The sequence below is a fragment of the Butyrivibrio sp. AE3009 genome, assembly GCF_000420845.1.
Lineage (GTDB): Bacteria > Bacillota > Clostridia > Lachnospirales > Lachnospiraceae > Butyrivibrio.
This window is the reverse complement of record NZ_ATVS01000018.1, coordinates 17300-44075: the sequence shown is the minus strand read 5'-3', so window position 1 is coordinate 44075 and position 26776 is coordinate 17300. Positions and strand designations below refer to the sequence as shown.

At 45.5% G+C, this 26776-nt stretch carries 14 protein-coding genes; all 14 read right to left on the bottom strand.

Going from position 1 to position 26776, the window contains the following annotated elements:
• Positions 1-33 precede the first annotated feature (33 nt).
• Entirely contained in the window at positions 34-687 is a 654-nt protein-coding gene (locus tag G588_RS0110760) for a redox-sensing transcriptional repressor Rex (RefSeq protein WP_022778746.1), read from the bottom strand.
• Between the two features lie 95 nt (positions 688-782).
• The gene (locus tag G588_RS0110755; RefSeq protein WP_022778745.1) at positions 783-3548 is read right to left on the bottom strand and encodes a glycoside hydrolase family 2 TIM barrel-domain containing protein; all 2766 of its coding nucleotides are present in this window, start codon (positions 3546-3548) and stop codon (positions 783-785) included.
• A 156-nt stretch (positions 3549-3704) separates the two neighbouring features.
• Positions 3705-5426 (bottom strand): methyl-accepting chemotaxis protein, encoded by a 1722-nt coding sequence (locus G588_RS0110750; protein WP_022778744.1) that lies wholly within the window; start codon positions 5424-5426, stop codon positions 3705-3707.
• Positions 5427-5589: 163 nt separating this feature from the next.
• Positions 5590-13302, bottom strand: a complete 7713-nt coding sequence (locus G588_RS0110745; RefSeq protein ID WP_022778743.1) for a rhamnogalacturonan lyase family protein — start codon at positions 13300-13302, stop codon at positions 5590-5592.
• Between the two features lie 321 nt (positions 13303-13623).
• Entirely contained in the window at positions 13624-15285 is a 1662-nt protein-coding gene (locus tag G588_RS0110740) for a bifunctional metallophosphatase/5'-nucleotidase (protein ID WP_022778742.1), read from the bottom strand.
• A gap of 119 nt (positions 15286-15404) precedes the next feature.
• Positions 15405-16304 (bottom strand): Hsp33 family molecular chaperone HslO, encoded by a 900-nt coding sequence (gene hslO / locus G588_RS0110735; RefSeq protein WP_022778741.1) that lies wholly within the window; start codon positions 16302-16304, stop codon positions 15405-15407.
• 32 nt (positions 16305-16336) lie between these two features.
• The gene (gene aguB / locus G588_RS0110730; RefSeq protein WP_022778740.1) at positions 16337-17236 is read right to left on the bottom strand and encodes an N-carbamoylputrescine amidase; all 900 of its coding nucleotides are present in this window, start codon (positions 17234-17236) and stop codon (positions 16337-16339) included.
• A 25-nt stretch (positions 17237-17261) separates the two neighbouring features.
• Entirely contained in the window at positions 17262-18449 is a 1188-nt protein-coding gene (gene aguA, locus G588_RS0110725) for an agmatine deiminase (protein WP_022778739.1), read from the bottom strand.
• A 24-nt stretch (positions 18450-18473) separates the two neighbouring features.
• Entirely contained in the window at positions 18474-19676 is a 1203-nt protein-coding gene (nspC, locus tag G588_RS0110720) for a carboxynorspermidine decarboxylase (protein ID WP_022778738.1), read from the bottom strand.
• Between the two features lie 173 nt (positions 19677-19849).
• Entirely contained in the window at positions 19850-21112 is a 1263-nt protein-coding gene (locus G588_RS0110715) for a saccharopine dehydrogenase family protein (RefSeq protein ID WP_022778737.1), read from the bottom strand.
• A 78-nt stretch (positions 21113-21190) separates the two neighbouring features.
• Entirely contained in the window at positions 21191-22054 is an 864-nt protein-coding gene (gene speE, locus G588_RS0110710) for a polyamine aminopropyltransferase (protein ID WP_026668725.1), read from the bottom strand.
• 45 nt (positions 22055-22099) lie between these two features.
• Positions 22100-23548, bottom strand: coding sequence for an aminotransferase class I/II-fold pyridoxal phosphate-dependent enzyme (locus G588_RS0110705; protein WP_022778735.1), 1449 nt, complete (start codon positions 23546-23548; stop codon positions 22100-22102).
• A gap of 28 nt (positions 23549-23576) precedes the next feature.
• On the bottom strand, positions 23577-25115 hold the full coding sequence (locus tag G588_RS0110700; protein WP_022778734.1) for an ArnT family glycosyltransferase: 1539 nt from the start codon (positions 25113-25115) through the stop codon (positions 23577-23579).
• A 29-nt stretch (positions 25116-25144) separates the two neighbouring features.
• Entirely contained in the window at positions 25145-26692 is a 1548-nt protein-coding gene (locus G588_RS0110695; RefSeq protein ID WP_022778733.1) for a glycosyltransferase family 39 protein, read from the bottom strand.
• Between the last annotated feature and the right edge of the window lie 84 nt (positions 26693-26776).

Below are 26776 nucleotides of genomic sequence, written 5' to 3'. Positions count from 1 at the left end.
CGGTGTCTCTTTCCGGTATCCTCCCTCGGACTGTTAATCCTTGGATGGGTTCAATGTTTTCTCGTACCTATTTATATTATACGATAATTTCATTAAACTGTCAGATAAATGTACATTTTCTACCTGAATATTGTTAGGAACTTCCAGATCCACATGGGCGAAGTTCCATATAGCCTTGATTCCGCAGGCTGCAAGCTTCTGAGCCATGGGCACTGCCTGTTCCTTGGGGATGGTCAGTACTGCGATCTCGATCTTGTTCTCTTTGACAAAATCCTCCATCTCCTCGATGGGGCGTACCTCCACGTTCCTGATCATTGTGCCGTAGAGATCGGGATTGCAATCAAAAGCCCCCTTAAAAACAAATCCCCTTCTTGTAAAATTGGTATATCCTGCAAGTGCCTTGCCAAGATGGCCGGCGCCTATGATAACAAGACTGTGCTGCTTGTCAATGCCGAGGATCTTACTGATCTCCTCGTAGAGATAGCCTACATTATAGCCGTATCCCTGCTGGCCAAAGCCTCCAAAATTGTTGAAGTCCTGCCTTATCTGTGAAGCAGTGACCTTCATAATATCACTTAATTCCTGGGAGGAAATTCTCTCAATACCCCTCTCTTTGAGATCTCCTAGATATCTGAAATAGCGCGGCAGACGACTGATGACCGCCTGTGAAATTTCCTTCTCTGACATGATAACTCCCTATTCAATTACATTTTTTGACTAATATCAAAGACTTAATTGTTAATTAATCAACGATACAATTATAGCCGTCCGTTAAATAAATGTCAATCAAACAAAGCCTTTATCTCTCCCGGTGTAAGTTCCTGTGTCGGGGCAAAATCATCTGAGTCCAAATAGGCATAAATCGCGTAAAGAAGCGCCTTTGCCTCAGGATATTCGAGCAGATCCGAAAGTCCCATTGAGGAAAACATAACCCTTCCCTTCAGACATCTGCATTCAAATAATTTCGCCATATTTCTTAGATATGAATAGCTGTCCAGCTCCTTGATTATGGGCTTGATCTTATCAGGAACAAACACTGCTCTTCTACCTGCCATAGGCCACCACTGCCACTCGTTATGGTTTCCTGTGGGGAATCTTTTGAAAAGTGGATGGGAGTCATCAATATACTGTCCCATTCCGCCCTCCTGAAAATCAAAGGTTCCAACAGACCAGAAATCCGTAGAAAACTGTGCCTTGATAGAATGGGGAAGCGACTCCTTATCTGAAGCAGGCGACAGGAAAACTGTGCCGCCTTCTTCAAGAACCTTCAGGGCTGTATCATCAAAAGATGCTGTTTCATATACTGAATCCGGCTTCGCAGGAGTTATGTCAGGAAAAGCCCAGATCTTGTACGTACTTGTAATGGGCTCATTTTCAATCCCCCGGCTTTCTTCCGGCAAAAGAGATATTCTTATTACAAGACATACTCCCACGTCTTCGGGTATACATATTCTTCCAAGTCCGGACTTAAGGAGTGAGAATCTGATTCCTAATTTCCCTGCGGTGGTTAATTCTCCTTTGGGAAAATGCTGCGTTCTCTGCGTCTGATGCATCAGACCTATACCTGTGTTTTCCTCCGAGATTTCAACCTCAATCTTTCCACCGATATCTCTTTTACCATAGTTGGCAATTGTAATGTCACAGGAAAGAAGCTCGCTGAAGGTGTAGGTATATTTCGGAAGACATGCCAGTACACGGACAGGTGCAAAAAAATCCCTGAATCTCTCCGGCGCTGCAAACTTATAGGGCTTGGGCTCCATATGAGAGTTCATCATACCAACAAGTGCGGTTCCCTGTCCCGGGAAATCCTGGATTCCAAGAAGAGACAATCCGGACATTTCAGGAGTGCGAAGAACCGCTTCCACCTCCTCCCCGTAGCACATAAGCGCAGTCTCACCGGTGGCTTCAACATACTTCTTCCAGTCTTTCAGTGCGCCTTTTTGCTCTGCCCTGTCCCTGATCATTTTGTAATTCACCGGATCAGATACTCCCCTGAATTCCTGTATTTCGTCAAAATCGGGAAGTATCTCATATTGCCCCACTTCAAAGCCAAAAATTGGCTTGCAGTATTCTTTTCTGATCTCATTACAGACTTCATTGAAGTTATGACAGGCGCTTGGATAGTCCTCATTAAGATGCCCCTTCATTCCGGCAGAAGTTGCTCTCAGCATCGTCTTACGATAGTCACTTGCGGTATAGAAATCGCTCTTTCCATTGGCTCCCCTATCTCCGTAGAAATTGTTGGATCCCCAGGCATAGAGCCTTGTATCATCGATACTTTTTGCAATATCAAGAAGCTCCTCCATCTTAGATATTCCGGCTTCTGATGAATGCAGTTCATTCCCGAGAGTCAGCATCACAAAAGAAGGGTGGTTCGCATAACTTGTTATAATCTCCACCAGTTCTTTTTTGTAATATTCGTAACTGTTCTCCGGTATAAATGCGTCCACAGGATTCCAGTGTGACAGCTCCGGCTGCACCATTATCCCAAGTTTGTCAGCCGCTTCAAAGGCAGCCTCAGGAGGACAATGGGAGTGAAATCTCACGCAGTTAATCCCATAGGATTTGTACTTCTCCATGATGTACAGCCATCTGTCCTTATCCATTGGCCAGTGGCCCTCCTCAGGAAATTCTGCGCAGTTAGCTTCGCCTCTTAAAAAGAATCGTCTTCCATTTATCGTCAGCCTTCCGGTATTATCATAGCCAAAGTCCCTGATTCCGAAGGTCTTAGATACACTATGGATTTCTTTGCCCTGCAGGTCATAGAGAGTTGCTTCAACGCAGTAGAGATTACCCTCATATTCATCCCACTTAAGTACATCGGAAGCCAGCTCAATACTATCGGTCTCAATTTGAATGCAGTTGTTGCTGTAGTCGTTGGTATTGGAGATTGCCATTTGGGCTGCTTCTTCTCTAAATGCCTTGCTGCGGATGACTATGTTCCCCTGAAATCCGGCATCTGCTGAAATAGCCGCCTTCGCATAAGCCCTATTTCCCCTTGTGTAGATCCTGAGATCATCAATGAAATTACCGGGTACAACCTTAAATCCCACTTTTCCGATAAGCCCGTTCCAATTAGTCTGGGTCTCATCGGTAGCAGCCGATGAATACAGGATATTTGCAGCCGGCATGCCTTCATAGCTGTTATCACAGACAAGCTCAATCCTGCTACCCTCATGTACAAGTCCCGTTACTTCAAATACATATGGTGTAGATAAGGTCCCACGAATTGACTCTACTTTTTTACCATCCACAAACAGCTTAAGACCGCGTGATCTCTCCACCTCAAGAAAAACTCTGCAATCAGGATCTACTACATCCTTACTGTCTATCACCCTCGAATAAACAGCTTCTCCCATATAGTAATTCTTCCGGGTAAACCTGCTCGCAATTGGCCCATCGGCCTTGACAAACTCCCTGCCCTCTTTCTTGAGAAGCAGCTCATCTGCACCGCCGACACCATTCTCATCAAGTGTCCCCGGAATCATGACATCATATTCCTTATCTTCAATTCTGACTTTCCAATTCCCCTCAAGATTTATATACATGCTCCATACCTTATACCTTGATATATTTGTTATTAATCATATCTCTTTAAGCTGCGGTTGCATACTGCGCATATTGCCAATCCATATCAGAAAATTGCTTACAGGCAATAAAAAACCCGGGAATCGTTGGAGACTCCCGGGCACTAAATTCTATGATCAAGGTTTGAAGTAGCTCATTGCATCGGTCATGCCGGAGGCAAGTTCCTGAAGCTTTGCAGCGGATTCGGAGATGATTGCGAAGGTTGCATTCAGCTCCTGCATTGATGCATTGGTCTCTTCCGTTGATGCTGCGTTTTCTTCGGAAATAGCCGACAGATCGGAAATAATCTCTACCAGCTTATCCTTAGCTATAGAGAGCTGATCTACGTGGGAAGCAATGCTGCCTGTGGATTCGGAAACATTGTCAACGTTCTCAGCCATGGACTGCATGTTAGTCCTGGTATCGCCAAGCTGCTGCTCCTGCTGCTCAAAGCTTGCGTTGAGCCTCTGCATTACTTCTACGGAAGCTTCTGAATCGGCAACCAGCTTCTCAACAATCTTCTTGATCTCTTCGGCGCTGTTACTACTCTGAACAGCCAGCTGGCCAATCTCTGTTGCAACAACCGCAAAGCCTTTACCTGCATCTCCCGCTCTTGCAGCCTCAATACTTGCATTAAGTGACAGCAGGTTAGTCTGGGATGCGATCTCTGTGATAGCCTCTGAGAACTTGGAGATCTCTCTTGCAGATTCATTGGTGGAATCAATGGTCTGTCCGATATCTTTAACGGATGCCTGAACCTCTCCGCTTTGCTCTATGAGCTTGCCAAGGGCTTCCATGGCAGCCTCGCAGGATTCTTTCATCTGATTGGTATAACTGTTGAGCTGCTCAACATTCTCAGCAACCACTTCAATATCTTTGCCAATATGCTGAGTATTGCCTGCGGCGTCTTCTACGCTTTCAGCCTGGTTCACAGCGCCCTTGGATATTTCATCCACAGCTTCGCTGACCTGCATGGATGCATGAGATGCCTGATTCGCGGAGCTGGACAGTTCTGCTCCGGAATCCTTGAGTTCCCGGGACATATCCATGGTAGTCTTAATTACTTCGCCAAGCTTCTCACTGAGTGTCTTGGCACCATCGGCAAGAAGTCCGATTTCATCGTTTCTGTCTATTGAGCTCTGGTCGATATTAAGCTTAAGTTCACCTCTTGAAAGGCTTCCGAGCTCATCTGCAATGGCTCTCATCTTTCCGGATGACTTATTTGCAATAACAATTCCGGTGATTGATACAACAACTGTAACTATAAGGGAGAAAAGAGACATATTAAGGATGATCATCTTAACAGCTGATTCTACAGAATTGCTCTCCCTACCTGCAAATACCATTCCGATGCAGGTGCCGTCATCATTGCAAAGAGGCTCATAGTAGCAGTAATAGCTCTCTGCAGCGCCTGCAGGAACAGTCTTGGCTGAATAATTACCCTTATTCTGAACAACCGCGCTGTATACTTTATCAGAAATGTTGTATCCTACAGCTTTCTTTCCCGAGCTGTCCTTCATGGTTGTAATAACTCTTTCTTTTCCATAGAAAACAGAATATTCCACACCGGTCTGAGCTTTAAGCTTATCAAGAATGGTCTCGTATTCCTCCATTACATTTTCTTCGCCTTTGTAGACAATGCCATCCACATAGGACCAGTCGCCGTCCCACACATTGCTCATTTCACTGTTCAACTGTGTAACAGCAACCTTAAGTTCCTCATTAACCATATTGGTATAGGTTTTGTCTATCTCAATACCGCTAATGACAGTTAAGGCGATTGCTACCACAATAATAGCCGCAACTGCTGCAAAAATGAGTTTCTGTACCAGTTTACCTTTTCTAACTCTACCTTCCATATCGTAGGCAACCTCCTTAACATAATTGTCTCGATCATCGTATTCACGTTATACAAATGTAAAATTATCTATATTGCGAACCGCATTAATATTATATATAAAAAAGCCTCCGACTTATATGTCGAAGGCTCTTTTAATTATGAAATTTTCATTAATTCGATAATTAATCTACCAATACACCGTTTTCATCGAATGTATACTTCTTCATCCATTTGGTTATTGTTCTGCCGATTACCATGTGGCTTTCACTGTCGAAGTAATGCCTGCCGTCTTCCAGATCAACAAAGGTGCTTCTTACTATATGTCCCTTTGCATTAGCATAATACTTAAAGTCATCTACCTCAAATACTGCGGATTTGATCAATACTCCGTGCTTGTCATAGTAACTTGTATTGCCCCATCTGGTATAGAAGCCTGTTACCATATGTCCCTCAGCATTGAAGAAATAGGTCTTGTCATCAATGGTAACCTGACTAAGTCTTGTCATTGTTCCATTCTTGGTAAAGTAATAGGTTTTACCATCAATAACCCATTTGCCGGTAAGCTTGTTGCCGTTTTCAAGGATGTAATAGGTTGATCCCCACTTAACCTTAAACTCTCCGGCAGGAGCAACATTATCTTCCTCTTCCTCTTCTTCGCCGCCATAATAGGATGCATCATCGATGATCTTACGAACAACGAAACCGCCTACTCTTGGTGTACCGCCTCCGAATTCCACATTAAGCTGGTTATCTTCAACCTCTACCTCAATGGTTACGATAGAATAGGTTCCGGCTGCATTATCAGCCTTGAAGTTGACACCTTCAGCAGTTCCGGAAATTGAGCTCTTATATACGGAATTACTGATAAAATCAAGCTGATACTTGCCGTTTGCAACATCATAAAGGAAAGTCTCGCCTGCAGGCAGTGCAAAGTCGGTATAAACATTAACAGGAAGGATTCCATCGTACTCAAAGCCCTCAGTACGTCCCTGCATCAGAGATGTGCCATTCTCGAAGCCGTAGCCCTTAGCTTTGGTGTAATCACTTCCAAATTCAGCCAGGGTCTTGGTACCGTTCTTAGGATTAACTGTGATGGTTGTCCAGCCTTCAGCTCCTCTGTTTGGATCAATACCAAAGTCAAACTTCTGAACTGCAGGATATCTTACAGTAACATCGATCTCTGCTACATCATCGTAATCCTCTACCGTTCCGGTAAGTGTGAAGGTCTTTCCAAGGCTTGTTACGTCAAGGGATGATGTATCCCAGGTTACCTTGGCGTCAGCCTTCTTGCCGCTTGAGTAAATAGCCTGCACTGTCTCGGGAAGGATCACATCGTTTCTCAGGTAATCAACTTCTACATAGGTCTTGTTGACTGCTGCAATGAAGTCATCAACCACTTTTACTGTGATCTTAACTGTATCATTTGTTCCGTCTACAGTACCTGTAAGCTCATATTCGCCAACCTTGGTAAGATCAAGAGTTGATACATCCCAGGTTACAGTCTGTGCCTTGGAGGTACCGTTAAGGAAGGTTGCCTGTACAGTCTTTGGAAGTTCAACATCATTACCAAGTATTACCTTGATATCATCGAAAGATGCATAGCCTGTAGGTACATTCTCAATAACAACTACGGTTATTTCCATAGGGTTCTCAGCATAGCCTCGAACAAAAGCCTTGGCAGTGTAGGTTCCAACCTGTGAAAGATCAACTGAAGAAGCGTCATAGGTAACTGCTACTCTTGTTTCTTTGCCTTCAGAATCTGTTACGGAAACGCTGTCCTTCTTGGCTGTAAGAAGATCCTCTACAGTCTGGTCCTTTTCAAGAGGAGTATCCTGAACAAGCTCAAATACTCCAAACTCTTCATTAAGCTTCTCTATCGCAATTGTAGTCTCAATCGTAAGCGCTGATGAGTTATAGCTCTTCTTGCCGTCTACGATTGCTGCCACCTTGTAAGAATACCTGGTTCCGCCCATAAGATTCTTATCGGTAAAGGAGTAAACTTCGGTAGTATCTGTCTCATCTCCCTCCGTAATCTCCTGATAAACAGGTGTAGCCTCGGAAATAACTACTGCATTAAGAATTGCAAGCGCACCCGCATTGGAGGAAACAATTTCAATCTGCGAAGCCTCTTCAAAGGTTACATAGGCTGTCTTTTCAATATCAGCAACTTTCGCTGACTGTGAAACAATTCCAAGATCCTGTCCGTTCACTGCAACGGTTGCATTGTCATAAGCATTGTTGCTGTATGCAGCGCCGGCATATACATCAACTCTGTAGCTTCCTGCAGGAACATCCACAAGGAACTTAAGTTCATTGTCTGCTCTTACAAGATCGCAGCAGGCTTTTTCTACATCTGTCTGAGTCTCTCCGGCGTCTTCAATGCCTACTCCTACTCTGTTCCAGTTAACTGCAGAACCTGTTCCTTCTGCCCAGCCGTAGCCACTAGCTGAGTTATAGTCATCAGCAAGGACTCTGACAAATCCGGCTGCATTACCTGACTTGTAGCCCATGTCATATTTCTTTATAGCTGCTCCGTCGGTATAGCCTGTGATTATCTTCTTGGTCTCACCGTTTTCTGCCCCTGATGCTGCCTTAAGCTCATCAATTGTCAGTGTAGCAACAGTCTCATAATCGGATACTGTCTGATTGCCATTTTCATCAACTGTTACATCGGCTCTTAAGATCTCATAGCCCTCAATGTCATGTCCATATCTTGAACCGTCATTAGCAGCTGTAAATACAATCTCAGCTGATGACTGATCAACCTTGCCCTCTGTAAGCTGTGATGTCAAAAGGCCTTCAGAAATCAGGTAGCTTGTATGAGCGGGCTGATTGTAGCCAACATTCTGCCATGCAACACCTTCTCTGTAAGCAAGATCTGTAAGAAGGCAAGGAACTACATAATCGGTCTGAATTGTTGTGGCATATACTCTTACCTTACTGCTGTCAGCTGCATCTCTTGCAATTATCTCTTCTCTCCAGTCACCAAGGATATCTGCCACAAGGCCAAGGTTACCCTTAGTTCCGTTGCTGGTATGAACCTCCGATGACTCAAAAAGCATTATTGACTTCTGACTCTCATAATCCCACTTCTCAATGGTGGTTGTAAGCGGCACATATGCAGCCTGGTTAAAGGTGTGATCCTGCGTTTCAGCAAGAAGGTCACCGTCCCAATAAATTGAGAAGTTAACGGCAGGTGTTGCTCCGCTTGAGAGCTCTACCATTGCATCATTTGTCTTATCGGTCTTTCCAACAAGACCTGAAAGTGATCCGAATACGCTGCCATTTCTTGAATTCCATGCAGGCTCATCGCTTCCGGTGTAATTGGGATTAGCGATTGACCAGTACTCTGCGCCCTCTGCTCTGGGATCGATATCGGAAGCCATTCCTCTGCCGGTATCTTTACCTGTGTAGTAGCCGGTAATCACTTCACCTGTCTCCGCGTCATGAATCTCAACATGATATGCTGCATTGTCATGCTCATGAACATCCATAACCTCAAGACCCTGGTGACTTGGAATCCAGTCTGAAACATGCATTGCATCGCCATGTCCCAGTCCGGTTGAATACATTACTGTTCCGTCATCATTGATTGTAAGTGAGCCATAGATGATCTCATCTTTCCCATCACCATCAACATCATTTATTGACAGACCATGGTTACCCTGAGCCTCAAGGGAAGGTCCGTTTGGAAGATCATTGGTATCAAATTTCCAGTAAACACCGATCTGCTCTGTTTCGTTACCTTCATCATCAGTAGTCTTGGTAAGGTAATATGCTGTAAGTGTTGTTCTTGTGTAGTAACCTCTGGCAAATACTGCAAAAGGAGTTGTTCCGTTAAGATATGCTGTTGCAGAAAGGAATCTGTCTACTCTGTTGCCGTAGCCATCGCCCCAGGCTGCAACTGAGCCTCTTGCAGGAATGTAATCCACTGTATCAATAAGCTCACCGGTATTGCCCTTGAACATTGAGAAATACTCAGGTCCGTCAAGAACATATCCGCCACTGTTTCTGTAGTCATTTACAGGACTGATGACATCTGTGGGAAGTGCATCACTGTTGCAGGCTCCAACATAACCTGTTTCAACAAGTTCTCCGTTTTTGCCTGTGTAGGTTGTGGTTCCGTCTGCTGTCTTAACTGCGATCTCAGCAATGCCGTCAGCATCGAAATCCCATACCTGGAACTGTGTATAGTGGGCACCCGAACGGATATTTACGCCAAGATCGATTCTCCAGAGCTGTGATACCTCTCCTGTTGCGAAGTTGACATCATAACCGTCAAGGAAGGTCTTTCCTGTATATCCACCCTTGGAGTTGTCCTGTGCATTACTTGGATACCACTTAACAATAAGCTCCAGCTCGCCGTCGCCGTCAAGATCGCCCACTGACATATCATTGGCGGTATAGCTGCAGGTTGAGCCATCGGGCATTGTCTCATCATCGGGTCTATTAAGTCCAAGTTCGATATACTGCTGTGCCCATACAGCAGTATCAACTGCGGTAAGTGCCATGTTATCATCATTGGATCCGACAACCTTATAAGTATCGTTTGCTGTTCCTGCCTCGTCTACGAGGTTGGTAACCTTAAGACCGGAAACAAGAAGTGCTCCGTTCCTGTATACATCGAAGCTAGTAGTAAGAGTCTTGCCGTCAAAATCCTTGGGGAATGCTCTCCAGGAGAGATAAACTCCCTTGGTAAGCTCATTTCCGTCCTTGTCTGTTGCGGTAACCTTAGTCTCTGCTCCTGCATTACCTGCGAGATTGATGGCTACAAGTGCTCTGGAAGCATAGCTCTCAAGTCCGCCTGCTGTAAGAGTTCCGGCAATAGGTGTAATACATGTCTCAGACATCTCAGACACACCGCCTGCGTTCATTGCAGCTACCTTGTAGTAGTAATGAATGTTGGTGGAGAGTCCTTCGCTCTCATCGGTAAAGGTTGTTGTAGTGGATTCTCCAACCTTGGTAAACTCCTTGAAGCCCTTATCTGACTCAGGCTTGTTTGATCTGTAAATAATGTACTTAAGAATATTCTCAGAAGTTGCATTAGCTTCCCAAGTCAGGCTGATGCTGTTCTTAAGCTCTGTTTCTCCCTCTGCGGGATCTGTACATACCACCTTGACAGGTGCTGAAGGAGCCTTGGCAGAAGGATCCATCATTGCCTGAACAATCGTGTTACTAGGTGCGGACTCTGTTCCGTCAGCTACAACACAGGTCATATAGTATGAATAAGTCTCACCGAGTGTTGCTGTCATTGCTCTGCAGTCAAGCTCGTTGTCCATAAGTTCCTGGGCTGTATAGCTCTTAACAAGTACGAATTCGCTGTCTGTCTCGCCCTTCTGATATACATTGTAGGAAACTGCTTCTTTAACCTTGGTAAAGGACAGAAGGAAGGTTGCTGTTCCTTTGTCAAAAGAAAGCTCTGTAATAGCCAGATTGCCGGGAGACTCCAAAAGAGAGGTTATGGTAAGTCCGTTAATATACTGGTTAGTTCCCTCAACTGTGATATTAAGCTGTCCATCTGTTACCTTGGCAACTCCGGTGCAGCTTCCAAGACTCTGCTTGCAGGCGATGGAACCGATGGAGATTCCCTCTGCTGAATAAGCAGGCTTAATTGTGCTGGTTCCGGATAAAAGATCTGCAGCATAAACTGTGATCTCATAGGTTCCGTTGGGAAGATCAACCGCGAATTCTCCTGCTCCGATGTTGAAATCATCAGCCATTGCGGAGGAATCTGAATTGCCGTTTCCTTTTCTGTCTCTGCCGTTACCGGGAGCCTTGATCCAGCCGTAACCCTTGGCTGCGTCATACATTTCATTCTGATTAACTCCGGTCCAGCCTTCCATAGTAGCTGAATTGTTATAGTTAAAGTCGAATCTGTAGCCGGCATTCTTGGTGCCAACCTCTATCTTGTCGGATAACTCACCAACACCGTAGCTGTTAAAGCCTGCAACGGCATATACATAGGTTGCACCGCCTGCGCACTTTGAATCAACATAGCTGGTTTTGCCTGATACAGAGTATTTCTCAGCGCCTTCGAAGTTAACATCTGCTGCTGTCTGTCCCTCGGCGAGTTTTGCTCTGTAGATGTAATACAGCTCTGCCCCCTGAGCAGCTTCCCATGCAAGCGAAATGCTGGTTGCTCCAACTGAAGTTGTGGCAAGGCCTTCGGGCTTAGCCGGTGCTTCGGTTGCGGATTTGAAAGTAACCTTGGCTGCAAGGTCATCAAGCTGATCGTCGCTGCCGCTTACTTTGCCATCAGCGTAATCAAGAATACCCTCTGCAACGCAGCCGGCAAACTTAAGAGCTCCGTAGTACTGAAGGTGAGTTGAGTCATCCACGCCGCCGGCATATGCTCCTGAAGTCACCTCTCCTGCTGCAAGCTTCAAAAAGAGCATCTTGGAGCCCTCAATACCGAAGCTGTTGCAGACATCAATCGAACGCTGTGTAAGATCCACGTAAGGAATGTTGTACTCTTTTGCAAGTGACAGCATTACCTGACGGTAGCTCTCGAAGTTGCTGGCAAAAGAAACAAGATTGCCGTTGGAATCTGTTGTGTAGCTGTAACGAGCTACCGGAGTTACAAGAACAGGAGTTGCTCCTCTCTCATAAGCACCATCCACATACATCATGATCCACTTGGCAAAATCCTCTGAGGATACATATCTGTTAGGTCTTGAATATGTAGAATCGTTATGTCCCCACTGAACCAGGAGATAGTCTCCGGGCTTGATATCCTCAAGGATATCATCGAACTTGCCCTCATCAATGAAGGACTTGGAAGAACGTCCGCCGATTGATCTGTTCTCAACGATAACGCTCTCCGTCTCATAGGTCTGTGACTGGCTGTAGCCGCAGGCATCGCATTCTCTCTCCTCAACGAAATCTCCGAAGTATGAAGAAAGAACCTGTCCCCAGCCTGTCTGAGGATAATAATATTCATCATAGGTCTGAACTGTAGAATCAGAAGCAACGAAAACAGTAGGCTTATCACCACGAGCCTCTGTAGCAAGTCTTGTGATCTTCACCTCAGATACATATACTGTGGTAGTCTTGGCGTCAGACATCTTGGTTGCGTTGCTTGCACCAAGGAACTTAAGGTTCAGCTGACCGTCAACAAGGTTTGCCTCGAAGCTCTCTGTAACTGAATCACCTGCAGCCACGTTAATATCCCACTTCTTGGAGATATCCTCAGCTTCAAGAGCTGCTGTATATGCTGATCCTGTGGGATTGGTAAGAGTTACCTCCACGAGGTAATCTGCATTGTACAGATCAACATCAAAGGTTGATGTTGTCTCATAGGTATATACGCCATAGCCTGAGCTCTCGGTCTCAGTCCAGATCTTGGAATCTACGGCGACATAAGAATCATAGTCCTTAACATTAGTAGCGCCGGCCGTTACTGCAGGCACTCTCGGATAATAGACATTACCGGACCACCCCTTTGCCTCAGTAGAATAATCCACATCGGAGAAGCCGTAGCCCTTATCTTTGCTGTAAACATCCCTGGAAGAAGCATTTTGGCCCTCGCCGAATTTTATGTCAGCGATGACCTGGTCTTCCATGTAGTTCGCATAACCTTCATCTCCCTGGTCAGCGATCAGTCCGCCCCCTGAAGCAAGAACCTTTGAAGAAGTCATGACAGTATCAGGTTCATCCTCCTGCAGCTGGATTTCTTCCTCGAAATCAGCCTCCTCTTCCGGCTCCTCCTCAAGAATTAGTTCCTCTGCGCTTTCCTGCGAATCCTCCTCACTGATCTCCAGCAAGGTCTCATCTTCCGCTGCAAAAGCTGTTACGCCGTTCGCTATCGCGGACAGATTTGACGCGGCCATGGTTATGGCAAGAAAGCAGGCCATTCCCTTTCCTTTGGAAACGCGTCCGTTAAACCCCTTATGCATTCCAACAATCCTCCTTTTTCATTTCCCCGTTGATTTTTTCTTTTGTCACATTTTGATAGGTAAAACAATCCCCCTCAGGATCGCAGACAGATAAAAGTGACAAAAAATATTATTTACATGTCGTTATTTTATGCAATTTGCTCTTTTATTGCGACTTAATTTATAAGCTAAACTTTGCATTTTTGACCATTATAAATTTTTCTTAAATATTTTTGGTGATTCTAAATATCACATGTAAAAAAGGCCGTAGTCCCGGCATTTCTGCTAAGACTACGGCTCTTATGTTTATACTGAGTAAACGTATTTATTTAAGGATAAAGATTATTTCTGAGTCTGATCTCCTCTTGGAGCGCCATACTTGGCTGCTGTGATCTTGCCTCCAAGAACTTCCTTAACATACTCAATTACAGCTTCATCAAGAACAATACCTGTGTCAAACTGAGAGCTGGCGCTTACAAATGAATAATAGGTATCACCACCTGCAGCGCAGAAGTTGTTGGTTACAACTGCATAGGTATCTGTAGCTGAGAAGGGCTGTCCGTTGATGCTCTCGATTGATACTCTGCTGATAGCAGCGGGCTTGTAGTAGGTGGATGCAGGATAAGCCTGTCCCTGCTTGAAGGCCTTGGTTGTATCAATTGTAAACTTGATGCCCTCTGTCTGAGGATAGCCACCAATAGCCTTAGGTGTGCAGAAAGTGGAAGCCTCAAGAGCCTCAAGAAGCTCAGCTCCGGTTACATATACTACAGCTACAGTGTTTCCGAAAGGAAGTACTGTGTTGATATCCTTCATGGTAACATCGCCGGCTTCGATTGTAGCACGGATGCCACCGCCATTGGTGATAACAACAACGTGATCAGCATCAACGGTAAGAGCTCCGGGAGCCTTAAGAATGCTCCACTTCATAGCATCTGTGATAAGGTCGCCCAAGTTGGTCTCCTCTGTTCTGTTGCCGGGGTCCTTGGCGCCGTTGAGCTTAACCTCTGACTTGGCAAATACAACACCGTACTGGTTGTCGATGGCCTTGAACAGTTCGTTAGCCTTGGCTGCTGTGGTTACTTCCTGCTGAAGCTTGTCGTAGTTAAGAAGGAATCTGTCCTCTATCTTCTTGCTGGCATCATCTATAATCACTACGCCGATGTTCTCAGCCTTGGTTCCTGCTGACTGAATAGGCTCTCCCTTGGGGCCAGCGGTCATAACAGTATGGGAATGACCGTCGATCATAAGGTCAACGCCTTTAATCTTGGAATAAAGGTCAATACTTCTGTGACCATCGCCTGCAGACTCATCATCAATTCCAAGATGTGCAAGACAGATAACAAGATCTGCTCCCTGAGCCTTAAGGGTATCAATCTGCTCCTGGGCACAGGTCGCAAGCTGTCCCTTGGAGAGGAAGGTGATTCCCTTGATGAGACCGGGATGAACCTTTGTCTGGGTCTCAGGAGTCTCCATTCCGAAGAATCCGATCTTAACTCCTGAGTGGGTTGTGTACATATAATTGGGATCTACGATGGGCTTGCCGTCTGCCCCAAGGACATCTGCACAGATGGTCTTGTACTTAGCCTGGCTTAAGTTGGACATAAGCTTGTAGTAGCCAAAATCAAACTCGTGATTGCCCAGGGTTGCAAGGTCATAACCTGCCGCATTCATCATCTTAACGGCGTCAAGACCCTTGGATGTATTAACATAAGGTGTTCCCTGGCTGTAATCGCCTGCATCTACCAGGATAACCTGAGCACCTCTGCTCTGGAAGTTCTGCTTGACTGATGCAATGTAAGCATATTTGCTTACTGCACCATGGATATCATTGGTGTGAAGAATAATTGTCTTGCCGGATAGATCCGCTGCTACAGTTGTTATGGATCTGATGTCTGCCGGAACGGATGGAGCTGCCAGCGAAACTGCTGCCTGGAATCTCAGTGTAAACAGCATAGTCAGTGCCATTACAAATGCAAGCACTCTTTTGATGTGATACTTTTTCATACTTACCTCCTTAAATTTTCAGTTTTTTACCATAAAAAAATTGATGGCTGGATTAATTATAATCTACCAGCCATCAATTTTCACACTATTTTTATAATCTGATAATATTTTCCTAATAATTACTTCTTTGCTGACTTTGCCTTGATCTTGATTTCCTTAAGTTCATCAACGCTGAAGGTGTACTTCTTATTACAGAACTGGCAGCACATCTCTATCTCCTTGCCATCTCCGATCATCTCTTCGATATCCTTCTCGCTGATGAGCATCAGAGCTCTCTCAACTCGGTCCCTGTCGCAGTTACAGTAGAAGTTAAGGTCTATCTTGTCAGTGAACTCAATGTCAAAACCATCAAGAACTATCTTAAGCAGCTCCTCCGGAGTCTTGCCGGCCTTGAGAATATCCGTTACAGATGTGAACTTCTTGAGATTCTCCTCCAGGTGACTGATTGTCTCCTCCTCAGCAAAAGGAAGAAGCTGAATAATAAAGCCGCCGGATGCGATAACCGACAGATCCTCTCTCTCCACCAGAACACCCAGTCCAACTGAAGATGGAGTCTGCTCTGACTTGGTGAAATAATAAGTGAGATCCTCTGCCACTTCTCCAGTGTAGAGGGGAACCTGTCCCACGTAGGGTTCCTTCATTCCCATGTCTCTGATAACGGTAAGAGTACCCTCACCGATACCACCGCCCACATTGAGATGTCCTGCTGCATTGGGCTCCATTATTACGTAGGGATTGGACACATAGCCCTTGACATTGCCCTTATTGTCGGCGGTTGCAAGGACGCCTTTAAGAGGTCCGTCGCCATCCATCTTGACGGTGATAAGGTCCTCATCGTTATCCATCATTGTGCCCATCATAACTGTACCTGTCATAAGTCTTCCAAGAGCTGCTGCCGCTATGGGTGACAGCCCGTGGACCTTTCTTCCGTACTCAGCCAGGTCCCTTGTTGTTGCTGCAAAAGCTCTGATCTGCGCATTTCCCGCAGTAGCTCTTACCATATAATCCTTATATTCCATAACTTTCTATATTCTTCCTTCTAATCTGTTTCTTATTTGGTGATTTCGCCGTAGCAGTCCGGTCTTCTGTCCCTGAATAATCCCCAGGACAGGCGGTTCTCCCTTATCTGTGCAAAATCGTATTCAGCATAAATGATCTCTTCCTTGTCCCTTGAAGCCCTTGCAATAACTTCACCTGTCTCGCCGGTCAAAAAACTGTTTCCGTAGAAGCAAAGACTGGACTTCTGCCCGCCGTTTTCCTTGGAGGGTTCAACACTCTCTGTTCCAATTCTGTTGGCTGCTGCCACCGGAATGATATTGGCCGCAGAATGCCCCTGCATAGTCCTCATCCAGTGCCCCGAACTGTCCACATCAAGAATAGGCTCCGAACCAATGGCCGTAGGATACAGAATAATATCCGCTCCCTGAATCGCAAGGCATCTTGCGGTCTCCGGGAACCACTGATCCCAGCAGATTCCAACGCCAACATTGCCATATCTTGTCTTAAATACCTTAAATCCGGTATCACCGGGGGTAAAATAGAATTTCTCCTGATAATAATGATCATCCGGAATATGAGTCTTTCTGTATACTCCAAGGCTCTTACCGTCCGCATCCAGCATAACCACTGAGTTATACAGGACATTACCGTCCCTCTCATAGATGCTTACAGGCATTACCACAAAGAGCTCTGCTGCCAGCTCACTAAAGTATTTCACAGCCTCATTTTCCATGGCAGGAACGGCATAATCATAATAATCATAGCGCCTCTCCTGGCAGAAATACTTTCTTTCGAATAACTCCGACAAAAGAATTATCTGCGCTCCGCAGGCTGCTGCCTCTCTAACCAGCTCCCCTGCCTTTTCTATACTTCTTCTTACCTGCTCCTTATCAGATACCGCCCCTCTGTCACAGGCGTACTGAATACAGGCAACTTTAACCTTTGTTCTCATTTTGTACCTGCTTAATTTCCTAGATTTACTGTTGCTTCCCCAGATCATTCTCAGGGATCTGCTGCGTTATGCAATGAATATTTCCACCGCCAAGAAGTATTGCCCTGGCGTCAATACCGATCACTTCTCTGTCTTTGCAGAGTTTTCCGAGAATATCCAGTGCTCTCTTATCGCTCTCTGCGTTATCCCCACCAAATTGAGGAACCAGAGCAGCACCGTTAATATAATAAAAGTTTACGTAGCTGGCTGCAAGTCTTTCTCCAATTTCTCTCTCATCTTCGCCTTCTTCAAAGACGTAGTTGTCAAGATCTTCCTTGGTTATTGTTACCGGCTTATCGGGAATCGGAAGCTTATGAACCGTGATATTTCTCCCCTTTGCATCGATCACACTCTCAAGATACTCAAAATCAGCCTTGGACATCTCATACTGGGGATCATCCTCCTTATCAGTCCAGGCAAGAACCACCTCTCCGGGCGATGTGAAGGCGCAGACATTGTCTACGTGCTCATTGGTCTCATCGTTATATATTCCATAGGGGAGCCACAGAACCTTCTTCGCTCCCAGATACTCCTTTAGAATATCCTCAATCTGCTGCTTGGTAAGCCCGGGATTTCTTCCTTTGCTCAGAAGGCAGGACTCTGTAACCATCACAGTTCCTTCCCCATCTGAATGAATGGAACCACCCTCCAGTACAAAAGGCGCAGCATCATAAAAATCTATCTCGCACATATCAAGGAATTTCTCTGCCACCTTATCGTCCTTGTCCCAGGAGGCATAGAGACCGTCCACCTCGCCGCCCCAGGCGTTGAAGCTCCAGTTTATTCCTCTTATCTGCTTGTCACCGCCTGATACAAAGGTTGGTCCCACATCCCTTGCCCAGGCGTCATCAGACTCTATGGGCAGGATAAGGCATCTGTCCTCCATAAGCTTAAGAGTATCCTCATCTGTTCCCTGAACCTTCATCTTGACGATAAGAGTATCCAGGAAAAGTCTTGCCTCCTCGAAATCCTCTTTGCTGGCAAGAAGATACAGATTTTCTCTCCTTAATATTTCCAAAAAAATGTCACCAAAAGCCTTAAGGGCAGCGCTTCGGTCCTTTCCCCAGCTTCCGGGTCTTACAGGATATATCATGATCGTGCCGTCATGAGGTGCGAACTCAGCCGGCATACGGTATCCATCCATTACAGGTGCCCTATCGGTAATTTTCTGCAAAGCAGCTCCTTTCCAGATTCATGATCACAATCTCATCTTAAAGTCTTCATATCCGAACTTTCTGATTATCTCAATATCGTTCCTGTCATGCATCACAGCAATATCAGGAAGCGGCATTCCGTTGAAGGTATTGTTCTTTACCATGCTGTAGATGGCCATATCCTCAAAATAGAGCCTGTCGCCAATCTTCTTCTCATTCTCAAAGCTGTAGTCGCCGATAACATCGCCGGCGAGACAGGTCCTTGAAGACAGCCTGTAGGTATAGGGAAGTTCTCCCGGATTGTCCGCATCCTTAAGAGGCGGAACATAGGGCATCTCTATAACATCGGGCATATGACAGGCTGCTGAAGTATCGAGGATAAGTACGGGCTTTCTGTCCGTCTCCACAATATCCATGACAGTTGTAACCAGATATCCCGCATAGAGAGCGATGGCTTCACCGGGCTCAAGATATACCTCAAGTCCATAGGTGCTCTTAATATATTTAACCAGATCAATCAGACCTTCCACGTCGTAGTCATCCCTTGTGATATGGTGACCACCGCCAAGGTTGATCCATCTAAGCTGACTTCCCTTGGGCTCTTCACCCTCTGAATAAGAGAACTCCGTATCCGGAAAATAGGCTGCAAAATCCTTCTCAACCTTCTTGAAGGTATCAAGAAGAGGCTTGAAGTCCTGCTCACATAGATTATGGAAATGAAGTCCCTCAACCCCATTAGGAAGCCTAGAAGGCATATCACAGAGCCTTATACCAAGTCTTGAGCCGCTGGCGCAGGGATCATATATCTCATGTGCATCATCGGTGCTGATCTCGGGATTGATCCTTAGTCCAACAGAGATCTTGCCCTCTTCATAGGCCTTCTTCCACACAGGCTTGTGGTGCTGGAGCTGCTTTATGGAATTAAAGACGATGTGGTCACAGATCTCGCAGAGCTCTTCCATCTCATCGTCCTTGAAGGCAGGCTCATATACGTGATTCTCTCTTTTGGACCCATCCGGCGCATGGAACTCCTCATGGGCAAGTCTTGCCTCGAAGATACCCGATGCTGTACATCCGGATAAATACTGTGCAATAAGCGGATAGGTCTGATATATGGAATAGGCCTTCTGGGCCAGTAATATTTTTGCTCCGGATTTTTTCTGAACATCAGCCAGAATCTCCAGATTTTTCTTTAGTTTTTTCTCATCGATAACATACGCAGGAGTAGGTATTTCTTTTAAATTCATAAGTAATTACCACCTTTATTATTCCGGCGTCCTAAAAAGCGCCATGTATTAGAATAACATATCACCCTTTAATTTTACTATGCCAAATGCCTATCAAATCTAAAATAAACATAAATCACTATAAAAAAAGTCCCCCGGAACAACATTTCCGAGGGACAGACATATCATATTTATCAGTCAACAAGCACGGGATTCTCATCAACCACCCATGGAAGGCCAAACTCGTTAAGCATCTCCATGTAAGGATCGGGATCAAACTCATCGGTTGTGTATACACCGGGCTTCTTCCACTTGCCTTCAAGCACAAGTGATGTGCCGATCATAGCAGGTACACCTGTTGTGTAGCTGATAGCCTGGCTTCCAAGCTCCTTGTAGCACTCCTGGTGATCACATACGTTGTAGATGAAAAGAGTCTTCTCCTTGCCATCCTTGATTCCCTTGAAGATACAGCCGATATTGGTCTTACCCACTGTTCTGGGGCCAAGGCTTGCGGGATCGGGCAAAAGAGCCTTCAGGAACTGAATAGGCACGATCTCTCTTCCCTCAAACATAACAGGGCTTGTGGAAAGCATTCCCACATCCTCAAGACATCTCATATGATCAAGATAGCTCTGTCCGAAGGTCATGAAGAAACGGATTCTCTTGATCTCAGGGAAGTTTCTTCCAAGGGCCTCAATTTCCTCGTGGTGAAGAAGATACATATCCTTCTTGCCAACCTGAGGGAAATCATACTCTCTCTTGATCTCCATGGGCTTAGTCTCTACCCAGTGTCCGTCCTCCCAGTAGCTGCCGTTGGCACTTACTTCACGGAGGTTGATCTCAGGATTGAAGTTGGTTGCAAAAGCATAGCCATGATCGCCTCCGTTGCAGTCAAGAATATCAACGCTGTGGATCTCGTCAAAATAGTGCTTCTTCGCATATGCAACAAATACACTTGTTACGCCGGGATCAAAACCTGTTCCGAGAAGACCTGTGATACCTGCCTCCTTGAACTTGTCCATATATGCCCACTGATAGCTGTAGTCGAAGTAAGCGGTAAAGCCCTTCTCCTTGCATCTCTTCTCATAAGCTGCGCGCCATACGGGCTCATCTGTATCTTCAGGCTCATAGTTGGCGGTATCGATGTAATCAACCTTGCACTCAAGGCAGGCATCCATGATTGCCAGATCCTGATAAGGAAGAGCAACATTAAGAACCGCATCGGGCTGGTACTCTTTTATAAGCTTAGCCACATCGGCGCTGTCATCCGCATTAACGGTAGCTGTTGTGATTTTAACGCTTGTTCCCTGCTTCTCAAGTTTGTCCTTAAGTGCATCGCACTTGGATACTGTGCGGCTAGCAAGGCACATCTCAGTAAATACTTTATTGTTCTGTGCGCATTTCTGGATTGCAACCTGAGCAACTCCGCCGCAGCCGATAACCAATAATCTACTCATTTTATTCTCCTTTATCTTCGTAATATTTGCTATATTCTTGTCTAGATAACACGGATTGCTCCGCAAAAAACGCCCTTGTTATCTAGACATATCTTCCTCTTCTTGAAGTAAATCTTCAACGTATTTGGGGAGCATGAAGGCTCCTTTGTGAAGATGTGTTGTGTAGTACCAGGTCTTGATACCTCTCTCGTCCCATCTGTCGGGGTTGAAGTCCTTCAGAGGATGATACTTCTTGCTGGCAAAACCAAAGAGCCAGTAGCCTGCGGGGCAGGTAGGAATGTGGGCCTGATATACCCTGTTAACCGGGAATACTCTGTAGGCCTTGCGGTGCATGGCTCTGCAGCTCTCCTCGTCCTCATCGTAGAAGGGACTTCCATGCTGATAAACCATGATTCCGTCGTCGTGAAGCGCCTTGTAGCAGCTCCCGTAGAATTCCTTGGTGAAAAGTCCCGCCTCATGTCCAAGAGGCTCTGTAACGTCATTTATAATAAGGTCATACATATCGTCGCATTTACGAAGGTACTTAAGTCCGTCCTGATAATAGATGTGAACCCTGTCGTCCTCAAGTCCCACTGCGTTGTCCGGGAAAAACTGTTTGCAGACATCCACAAACATATTGTCAGGCTCCACCACATCGATGACCTTGATCTCGTCATAATGTGTCAGCTCTCTGGCAACACCGCCGTCTCCGCCGCCAAGAACCAAGACTCTTTGAACCTTGGGGTGAACAGCCATGGGCACATGAACGATCATCTCATCATAAGTGAACTCGTCCTTCTCGGAAAAGATGATGTTTCCGTCCGAGGTCAGGAACTTACCGAATTCAGGTGAATCAAAGACATCGATTCTCTGAAACTCACTGGTTCCCGAAAAAAGCTGTTTGGCAAGGCGAATGCTTATTTTTACATTGCCTGTGTGCATATCACTGAACCAATAATCCATCTCAGCCATTACTTCATCTCCTATATCTTAATAAGTCTATGCTTCTTATTTCAGTACAAAGAGCTCCGAGATATCCTCACTCTCGGGTCCCTGCATGGAACAGCCCTTTTCCATGGCTGTTTTAATATAATCCAGAATATCTTTGGTGATCATCTCACCGGGTGAAAGGATCGGTATTCCCGGCGGATAGCACATAACCGACTCCGCACTGATCCTGCCCACAGTCTCATCTATCGGAAGTGATTCCTTCTCAGCATAAAAAGCTTCCTGAGGAGTTGCCTTAACTATAGGTGTGATGTACTCTGCAGCGAAGATCTGATATTCCGGCTTGGAATAAAGTCTTCTGATATCCGCAAGTGCTCCTGCCAGACGCTCAATATCCTGAAGCCTGTCGCCGATGGAAATATAAGCCATAACATTGGACAGGTCTCCGAACTCCATCTGAATATCATACTCATCACGGAGAAGATCATATACCTCGATACCTGTAAGTCCGATGCTCCTTGTATTAACCACAAGCTTGGTCTCATCAAAATCAAAGATACTTCCGCCGTTCTTGAGCTCATTGCCGTAAGCGTAATAACCACCGATATCATTGATCTCTTCTCTTGCGTACTGAGCCATCCTTGTAACCTTGGCAAAGCTGTCATGTCCGTTAAGCGCAAGATTTCTTCTTGAAATATCAAGGCTACCAAGAAGCAGATAGCTGGCAGAGGTGGTCTGTGTAAGATTCACTATTCTGCTGATATATCCCACATTTGCATCCGGGCCGCACAATAGGATCGAACTCTGTGTAAGGCTTCCTCCAGACTTGTGCATACTGATGGCAGCCATGTCGGCGCCTGCAGCCATTGCATTAAGGGGGAGATTTGGTCCAAAGTACAGATGCGTGCCATGAGCCTCATCCACGAGAGCCTTCATGCCATTGGCATGGGCCAGCTCTACAATCGCCTTAAGATCTGAGCAGATGCCGTAGTAGGAAGGGTTGTTGATAAGAATAGCCTTGGCATCAGGATTATCTTCCACTGCCTTCTTAACATCCGCTATCTCCATACCAAGAGGGATTCCCAGCTTGGTATCTACCTTGGGATCAATATATACGGGAACAGCGCCGCAGAGAATAAGAGCATTGATGGCACTCTTATGTACATTTCTGGGCATAATGATCTTCTCCCCTGCCTTAACATGGGATAAAACCATAGCCTGAACAGCGCTGGTGGTTCCGTTAACCATCATAAATGCATGGGCAGCACCAAAGGCGTCTGCCATAAGTTCCTCTGCATCCTTGATAACCGATACGGGATGGCACAGGTTATCAAGTGGCTTCATGGAATTGACATCGATTCCGACGCATCTGTCGCCAAGAAAGCTCACAAGCTCGGCATTACCTCTGCCTCTCTTGTGACCGGGAACGTCAAAGGGCACAACCCTCTGTTTTCTAAATCTCTCAAGAGCCTCATAAATAGGGGCTTTCTTCTGTCTTTCTAAATCCAACTAACTCATCCTCCAAAAAACCGATCGGTTAATCGGTGTTACTCGCATAGATAGTATAATTGTCTGTGCCCCCTATAACAACCATTTTTTTTGAAACATCATTAATTAATCCTTCGCTGTAGGGGTAAAATACAGGCCAGACGGGAGAATCATAGGTTTCATCCCTTTGCTCCGGACCTATCACAACATAATTTGCTTCCTCCAGCGTATAATATTCCGTCGGGGTCACATCATAATAAAACTTCAAAACATATTTCTGATAATCATCAGTATAGTATATGGTATCAATATCCGACACATTAATAGTGTCAAATGCTGCCTTGAGCTCGTTTTCTCTGTCCGCCATCGGCGCCCTGTAATAGGGATTAGTCATTGCCAGCACCCAGAATAGAGTAGCTGCGGCCATGATGCATATACTGGCAGCACTTTCCTTCTTTTTATCTTTTATCCTGTCAGTAAGTTCTCTGCAGATAATTCCCAATCCCAGAGTCAGAGGAACAGCCAGAAAACTAAGAACTCTCTTATAGGGATGAACGCTCTGTACTACCAGCATAACAGGAACAAAGATCATGAAAACCGATACAAAAAGCGCGCCGTAGAACTCCTCATCCTTGTCATTTCTTTTACTTATCGCGATCACAAGATTAAGAACAAGCACCAGAACCGCAATAACAAGAACAACTGATCCCAGCCTGTCATAATAATTGTCAAAAAGTTCCTTAAAATACTGTGGAAGGCCCGTAATGCACTGCACCCTGTCGATGCTCTGAATATACGGAGTTGCAGTCATATATTTTATTCCGGTAAGCGCCGAATCTATCGGAGCCTTCAGCACAACCTTCGCCTGATTCATCCCGAAAAAAGCGCTGCTCTGATCTTTGCTCAGAAGATTGGCTCCTATTGCAAGCCAGATCAGAAGATACAGGAAAAAGGTTCCGATGGCGGCAACCACACCTGACATAAACAGCTTGAACAGCTCGCTCTTTTTCCCTGCAAACAAAAGGAATAATCCTCCTGTTAAGCAGATGGGAAGCACCCAGTACAGCGAACTTGGAATGGTATACAGTCCCAACATCAGAGACAGTCCAAACAGTACGTAATCTCTTTTCCTGCCCTCTCCCATGCCGATATTAAGCGCACAGGTCATGGCGATGAGCAGATATGTGATAACCAGCGTGTAGCCCCTTCCTTGAACAGCCAGTGAATGAATAAGGTAAGCTGAACAGTACATAAGTGTAACCGCTGCGCTCAGGAACCTGTCAAGGAACCTTGCGCAGAATCTGTACAGAAGGAGCAGATTGGCCACAGCAGCCAAAAAGGATACTCCCCTAAGTCCTATATAAGGATTACCCAAATAGTCCAGAAAAGCCGACAGAACCGAATATCCCACGTGGTTATTGGGAACCGGCCAGTGAATAGCCGCATATGCCGGACCTCTGCTGATAAAGTAATAATAGGTATACAGTTCGTCGTACCAGGGCCCGTTAGTAAACATCCTGACCAGGTATATAACTGCCATAAGGATTACCACAACGATTATTGGTAGCTTTACGAGTTTGTTTTTCATAAAAAGAGATTTCCCCTGTTAATTTATATTCAGTCGTGAAGTTCGAAGACATCTATCCAGTATCTCTCTATCAGAATGCTGGCTCTTCGATATGCGCCTATCCCTTCACTCTCCCAGTTCTTAACTATATCTTCTCTGGAAGCAAAGCTCCCGAAGAAATAGACCTCTTTTCCGCTCTGCAGGAAATAATCCAGCATGTCGTCCCCGGCATCATCCCTGATACTTCCAAGCATATCCGGAAGGAGCTTATCAATCTCTGCATCGTACAGATACACCTCACAGTCAGGTCTGTAGAAGCCCATCACGGCCGTCACATGGTCAAAATTGGTGATGATGACTGAGCCTGTGGGTATACTGTCCACAAGGTTCATAGCTGCGGCTTCCTCATATACCTTTTTGCTCTCCTCATCGCAAAAGCCCTTGTAGTTCAGAGCTCCTGCAAGAATAACGGGAAGGATCAAAAGATATAACAACGCTCCCAATCTTCGCTCCAATGCCTTGTTCATGACTTCTGATACAGCTATCGCCACAAGAAGCCATGCTCCTCCAAGAGAAGGCACCATATATCTGTAGACAAAAATCGGCGTTCCCAGAGCCGATAACACGAATCCACTGGCAATCACCACAATAACCGGCATCAGCATAAGTACAAAAAGTTGCAGCCCATCTTTCTTGGCAGCTCTTTTGGAAGCAAATAAATATATAGCAAGTATTACTGTAACTGTCAGTATCAAGAGCCCTGCCGATATTTCAGGCATACGCCCTGCATAAACAACAGGAAGCGTAGCAAACTTGATACAGCCAAGTATGCTCCTTAGCGTAAGGGGCTGAATCCAATACTTGCCGCTGATATTATCCATCTGCCTCTTAATTACACCAAGCCAGGGCAGATACGCGATCACAGAGATAACTGCAGCTGCTGTCACACCGATAAGGATCTGCTTCCTGTCATCACCTTTTTGAAACAAAGAGATAATTCCCACCGCCAGATAGATACCTGCAGTGGCAATGCAGGCGTAATACTGAGTATAGGCAGTAAGTATTCCCAGAACAAAAAACAGTATAAAAAGGCGCTTCCTGTCACCTTCGCCTGACAATATCCTATCAGCTGTCATTATATGAGCTGTAATAAGAAACAGCGCAAAGGAGTACATTCTGATCTCAACATAATAAATCGGGATCTGAGGCATAACCGATATCAGGAACATAAACATTCCCGCCGTAAGAATCCCGAATCTCTTTCTGATATACGTAACAGCCAAGGCCATAAGTCCCAGCCAGGGAAGGCACGAAGCCAGCTTGGCTGCGGCGTAGAAGCTTCCTTCCCCGAATATTCCGGTGACGATAGAGGTAACGAATCTAAGATAAAAATAATAAAGAGGCGGGTGGACATCTCTTGCTGTAAGACTCACAATATCGCCATAGCTCTTCTTAGCGAAACACAGGGAAAAGACCTCGTCGTACCATATATCCCTTCCGAAGGCAAACTTAAGTGTATTAAAAAAAGCTGCTGTTCCAAGTACCAGAAACAGCACTCCAAGAATGTTATTCAGATTTTGTTTTATTTTTGCGCACATAGAGTTATTATAGCATTTTTGTAGAGCAAATAGCAAAAAACTCCTTGCCGCAACTGCGACAAGGAGTTTAATTTCTTATGAGTT

Coding starts and splice junctions, on each gene's coding strand:
- G588_RS0110760 (WP_022778746.1), bottom strand. CDS start 687: ATGTCAGAGAAGGAAATTTCACAGGCGGTCATCAGTCGTCTGCCGCGC.
- G588_RS0110755 (WP_022778745.1), bottom strand. CDS start 3,548: ATGTATATAAATCTTGAGGGGAATTGGAAAGTCAGAATTGAAGATAAG.
- G588_RS0110750 (WP_022778744.1), bottom strand. CDS start 5,426: ATGGAAGGTAGAGTTAGAAAAGGTAAACTGGTACAGAAACTCATTTTT.
- G588_RS0110745 (WP_022778743.1), bottom strand. CDS start 13,302: ATGCATAAGGGGTTTAACGGACGCGTTTCCAAAGGAAAGGGAATGGCC.
- G588_RS0110740 (WP_022778742.1), bottom strand. CDS start 15,285: ATGAAAAAGTATCACATCAAAAGAGTGCTTGCATTTGTAATGGCACTG.
- hslO (WP_022778741.1), bottom strand. CDS start 16,304: ATGGAATATAAGGATTATATGGTAAGAGCTACTGCGGGAAATGCGCAG.
- aguB (WP_022778740.1), bottom strand. CDS start 17,236: ATGAGAACAAAGGTTAAAGTTGCCTGTATTCAGTACGCCTGTGACAGA.
- nspC (WP_022778738.1), bottom strand. CDS start 19,676: ATGAATTTAAAAGAAATACCTACTCCTGCGTATGTTATCGATGAGAAA.
- G588_RS0110715 (WP_022778737.1), bottom strand. CDS start 21,112: ATGAGTAGATTATTGGTTATCGGCTGCGGCGGAGTTGCTCAGGTTGCA.
- speE (WP_026668725.1), bottom strand. CDS start 22,054: ATGGATTATTGGTTCAGTGATATGCACACAGGCAATGTAAAAATAAGC.
- G588_RS0110700 (WP_022778734.1), bottom strand. CDS start 25,115: ATGAAAAACAAACTCGTAAAGCTACCAATAATCGTTGTGGTAATCCTT.
- G588_RS0110695 (WP_022778733.1), bottom strand. CDS start 26,692: ATGTGCGCAAAAATAAAACAAAATCTGAATAACATTCTTGGAGTGCTG.